Annotated in this window: 1 protein-coding gene; it reads left to right on the top strand. The window is 65.9% G+C overall.

Annotated features, from left to right (window positions below):
• Positions 1–1092: hypothetical protein (locus G3N94_RS41650; protein WP_205799951.1), on the top strand; the 1092-nt coding region annotated here is incomplete at both ends.

Genomic DNA, 1092 nt, shown 5'->3' with positions numbered 1-1092 from the left:
GCTCCGTCTGGTTCCAGGGTGGTTCGCTGATCGAGGCGCCGGGTTCGAAGGTGTCGGTGACGGCCTATACGCCGTCGGTCGTGTCGAACCAGGCGCCGGGCCAGACCGCGGTGCCGGGCCGGATCTATGTGGACGACGGTGCAACGATCGACGTGTCGGGGCTGGCGAACGTCGCGTTGCCGATCTCGCAGACGCTCGTGACGATCGGCCGGATTGGCCAGAACGAACTGGCCGATTCGCCGCTGCTGCGCAACAGCTTCCTGTTCGGGCTGAAGGGCGTCGTCGTCGACAGTACGTTGTCGGGTACGCGCAGCGATGGCGTGCAGTGGGTTGGCAGCCCGATCCTGAACCTGTCGGGCTACGTGAACCTGATGCCGCGTACCATCGATCAACTGCTGACCAACGGCGGCACGATCACGCTGTCGGGCAACGAGGTCATGACCGCGACGGGTTCGTCGATGAACCTGAACGGCGGCTACGTGCATTACGACGGCGGGATGGTCAACACGACACGGCTCGTCGATGCCAGCGGCGCGATCGTGCCGATCGGGCAGGCGAGCCCGTACGACACCTACGTCGGCATTGCCGGGCAATTCGTCGAATCGCATCCGCGCTGGGGCGTGACGAAAACCTGGTACAACCCGCTGCTGACGGGCGGCACGTACCAGGCCGACTACATCGTCGGCGGCAATGCGGGCACGCTCGACCTGTTCGCGTCGCAGGCGCTGGTGCTCGACGGCGACATCAGCGCGCAGGCGTTCGGCGGCGCGAAGCAGATGCAGGGCAACAGCCTGCCGTCGGGCGGCACGTTCAACCTCGGCGCCGATCCGAAGCTGGGCAGCGGTGCGCTGGCCGGCATGACGTGGAACAGTGCCGCTTACACGACGCCGCCGCCGATCACGGCCATCTCGGGGCTGACGATCCTGCAGGACGACGCGCCGCAACTGGGTGCACTGATGCCGGATTTCTCGATCGATACGCCACTCGATAGGACTGCTTCGCAGGCGCTGACGAGCAACGATCCGAACAACCTGCTGACGACGCGCGTGGTGCCGGTCACGACGCTGAACAACGGCGGTTTCGCGAACCTGA

The sequence above is a fragment of the Burkholderia sp. Ac-20353 genome (assembly GCF_017104785.1).
In the GTDB taxonomy this organism is placed as follows: domain Bacteria; phylum Pseudomonadota; class Gammaproteobacteria; order Burkholderiales; family Burkholderiaceae; genus Burkholderia.
Note: the sequence above shows the minus strand (reverse complement) of the source record. Positions and strands in the feature narration are given on the sequence as shown.